We start from the raw sequence: 4,323 nt of genomic DNA on the forward strand, positions 1-4,323 counted from the left end.
GCTGCCGCCGGACAGGCTGCCGCCCGCGCCGACCGCCAGCGTGCTGCCGTTGCCGATCGTCGTGTTGCCGGTGTACGTGCCGACGCCGGTGAGCGTCGTCGTCGACGGGCCGTTCACCGCCAGATTGCCGCTGCCCGAGATCGCGCCGCCCAGGCCGAGATTGTTCGCACCGCCAACCGTCAGCGTCGACCCCGCGCCGAGGTTCACCGCGTTGCCGAGCGTCGTGCCGGCCACGCTCGTGCCGAGCGTGCCGCCCGCGCCGCTCGTGTTCAGCGCGCCCGTGCCCAGTGCCGAACCATTGCCCGCGATCAACGTGCCGCCACCGGTCAGGCTCGTGCCGCCCGTGTACGTGTTGACTCCGGTCAGCGTTTCGGTGCCCGTGCCGCCGAGCGTCAGGCTGCCGCCCGCACCCGCGATCGTGCCGTCGTAAGTACCGCTACCCGACCCGCCGAGCGTCAGGTTGTTGCCGCCCAGGTTCACCGTCGAACCGGCCACGCCCGACAGCGTGCCGGTCGTCTGCGGCGTGGTCGCGCCGCTCAGGTCGAAGGTTGCGCCCGCACCCGTCAGGCTCACCGGCGTCGTCCCCGACAGGCTGCCGCCCGCGCCGATCGCCAGCGTGCCGCTGTTGATCGTGGTGGCGCCCGTGTACGTATTGCTGCCCGTCAGCGTTTCCGTGCCGGTGCCCGACATCGTCACGCCGCCGGTGCCGGCGATGTTGCCCGCATAGGTACCGCTGGCCGACCCGCCGAGCGTCAGGTTGTTGTTGCCCAGGTTCACCGTCGAGCCGGCCACACCCGAGATCGCGCCGGTCGATTGCGGCGACGCGGCGCCGCTCAGGTCGAGCGTCGCGCCGGCCGCCGTCAGGCTGACCGGGCTGCTCGACGACAGGCTGCCGTTGCCGCCGATCGCGAGCGTGCCGCTGTTGATCGTCGTCGCGCCGGTGTAGGTGTTGGTACCCGTCAGCGTTTCGGTGCCGGTGCCCGACAGCGTCAACCCGCCCGTGCCGCCGATCACGCCTCCGTACGTGCCGCTGCCCGCGCCGCCGAGCGTCAGCGTATTGCCGCCCAGGTTGACGTTCGTGCCCGCGCCGCCGGACAGCGCGCCGGTCGTCTGCGCGGAAGTCGCCGCGCTCAGGTCGAGCGTCGCACCCGTGCCCGACAGGTCGATCGCGCTGCCCGACGACAGGCTGCCGCCCGCGCCGACCGCCAGCGTGCTGCCGCCGCCGATCGTCGTGCTGCCGGTGTAGGTGTTCGCGCCCGACAGCGTCGTCGTCGAAGGACCATTGACCGCGAGGTTGCCGCTGCCGCCGATCGCGCCGCCCAGACCCAGATTGTTCGCACCGCCAACCGTCAGCGTCGAACCCGCGCCGAGATTCACCGCGTTGCCGAGCGTCGTGCCGGGCGTGCTCGCGGCCAGCGTGCCGCCTGCGCCGCTCGTGTTCAGCGCACCCGTGCCGAGCGCCGAGCCGTTGCCCGCCACCAGCGTGCCGCCGCCGCTCAGGGTCGTGCCGCCCGTGTACGTGTTGTTGCCGGTCAGCGTTTCGGTGCCCGTGCCCGACAACGTGAGGCTGCCGCCCGCGCCCGCGATCGTGCCGCCGTACGTGCCGTTGCCCGTGCCGCCGAGCGTCAGGTTGTTGCCGCCGAGGTTCACCGTCGAACCGACGACGCCCGACAGCGTGCCCGTGGTCTGCGGCGTGGTCGCGCCGCTGACGTCGAAGGTCGCGCCCGCACCGGCCAGATTCACCGGGCTGCTGCCTGACAGGCTGCCGCCCGCGCCGATCGCCAGCGTGCCGCTGTTGATCGTCGTCGCACCGGTGTACGTGTTGGTCCCCGTCAACGTTTCCGTGCCGGTGCCCGACAGCGTCAAGCCGCCCGTGCCGCCGACCGTTCCGCCGAACGTGCCGTTGCCCGACCCGCCGAGCGTCAGCGTGTTGCCGCCGAGGTTCACCGCCGAACCGGCTGCGCCCGACAGCGTGCCCGTGGTCTGCGGCGACGTGGCCGCGCTCACGTCCAGGGTCGCGCCCGCGCCGGCCAGATCGATCGCGCTGCCCGACGACAGGCTGCCGCCCGCGCCGACCGCCAGCGTGCTGCCGTTGCCGATCGTCGTGTTGCCGGTGTACGTGCCCGCGCCGGTGAGCGTCGTCGTCGACGGACCATTCACCGCGAGGTTGCCGCTGCCCGAGATCGCGCCGCCGAGACCCAGGTTGTTCGCACCGCCAACCGTCAATGTCGAGCCCGAACCGAGATTGATCGCGTTGGTCAGCGTCGTACCGGCCACGCTGGTGCCGAGCGTGCCGCCTGCGCCGCCCGTGTTCAGCGCGCCCGTGCCGAGCGCCGAGCCGCTGCCCGCGATCAGCGTGCCGCCGCCGGTGAGATTCGTGCCACCCGTGTAGGTATTGTTGCCCGTCAGCGTTTCGGTACCCGTGCCCGACAACGTGAGGCTGCCGCCCGCGCCCGCGATCGTGCCGCCGTACGTGCCGCTGCCCGTGCCGCCGAGCGTCAGGTTGTTGCCCCCCAGGTTCACCGTCGAACCGGCCACGCCCGACAGCGTACCCGTGGTCTGCGGCGTGGTCGCGCCGCTGACGTCGAAGGTCGCGCCCGCACCGGCCAGATTCACCGGGCTGCTGCCTGACAGGCTTCCGCCCGCGCCGATCGCCAGCGTGCCGCTGTTGATCGTCGTCGCGCCGGTGTACGTGTTGGTGCCGGTCAGCGTTTCCGTTCCCGTACCGGCCATCGTCAGCCCGCCGGTGCCGCCGATCGTCCCCGCATAGCTGCCGTTGCCGGCGCCGGCCAGCGTCAGCGTGTTGCCGCCGAGGTTCACGTTCGTGCCCGCCACGCCGGACAGCATGCCGCTCGTCTGCGGCGTGGTCGCCGCGCTGATGTCGAGCGTCGCGCCCGTGCCCGCCAGGTCGAGCGCGCTGCCCGCCGACAGGCCGCCGCCCGCGCCCACCGCCAGCGTGCTGCCGCCGCCGATCGTCGTGTTGCCGGTGTAGGTGTTCACGCCCGTGAGCGTCGTCGTCGACGGGCCGCTGACCGACAGACCGCCGCTGCCCGAAATCCCGCCGCCCAGCCCGAGATCGTTCGCACCGCCAACCGTCAGTGTCGAACCCGCGCCGAGATTCACCGCATTGCCGAGCGTCGTGCCGGCCACGCTCGTGCCGAGCGAGCCGCCCGCGCCCGTCACGTTCAGCGCGCCGGAGCCCAGCGCGCTGCCGTTGCCGGCGATGAGCCCGCCGCCGCTCAACGTGGTGCCGCCGTCATAGGTGTTCGTGCCGGTGAGCGTCGTGGTGCCCGCACCGGTCTGCGCAAGCCCGCCGCCGCCGGAAATCGTGCCGCTCAGGCCGAGATCGTTCGCGCCGTTCAGCCCGAGCGTCGCACCCGCGCCGAGCGTCACCGCGTTGCCGAGCGTCGTGCCGCTCACGCTGGCGTTCAGCGTGCCGTTGCCGGTCACGTTCAACGCGCCGGAACCGAGCGCCGTATTGCTGCCCACGCTCAGTCCGCCGCTGTTCAGCGTCGTCCCGCCGCCGTAGGTGTTCGCGCCGCCGAGCGTGGTCGTGCCCGCGCCGGACTGCACCACGCCGCCCGCGCCGGAAATCGTCCCGTTCAGGCCGAAGTCGAACGCGCCGCCGAGATGCAGCGTCGAGCCGATGCCCAGATCGACGGCGTTCGCCAGCAGCAGGTTCGCCGTGCTCGCGCTGAGCGCGCCGCCGCTGCCGGTGACGGTGAGTGCGCCCGTGCCGAGCGCCGTATTGCTGCCGACCGACAGACCGCCGGCGCCGAGCGTCGTGCCGCCCGTGTACGTGTTCGCGCCGGTGAGCGCGGTCGTTCCGCTGCCGGTTTGCGCGAGACTGCCGCCACCGGCGATGATGCCGCCGAGGCCCAGGTCGTTCGCGCCGCCGAGCGTCAGTGACGAACCGGCGCCGAGATTCACCGCGTTGTTCAGCGTCGTGCCGGCGATGCTCGCGGCCAGCGTGCCGCCGGCGCCGGCGACGTTCAACGCGCCCGTGCCGAGTGCCGCACCATTGCCGGCGACCAGCGTGCCGCCACCGGCGAGGTTCGTACCGCCCGTGTACGTGTTGGCCCCGTTCAGCGTTTCGGTGCCCGTGCCCGACAGCGTCAGGCTGCCGCCTGCGCCCGCGATCGTGCCGCCGAACGTGCCGCTGCCGGCGCCGCCGAGCGTCAGGCCGTTGCCGCCGAGGTTCACCGTCGAACCGGCCACGCCCGACAGCGTGCCGATCGCCTGCGGCAGCGCCGCGCCGCTCAGGTCGAACGTCGCGCCGGCGCCGCCCAGATTCACCGCGCCGCCTGCCGCCAGGCTGCCGCC

Annotated in this window: 1 protein-coding gene; it reads right to left on the reverse strand. The window is 73.2% G+C overall.

What is annotated here, in order from left to right:
• Nucleotides 1–4,323: beta strand repeat-containing protein (locus H3O04_RS34230; RefSeq protein WP_202589402.1), on the reverse strand; the 4,323-nt coding region annotated here is incomplete at both ends.

The sequence above is a fragment of the Burkholderia sp. KCJ3K979 genome, assembly GCF_016759955.1.
Classification (GTDB): domain Bacteria; phylum Pseudomonadota; class Gammaproteobacteria; order Burkholderiales; family Burkholderiaceae; genus Burkholderia; species Burkholderia orbicola.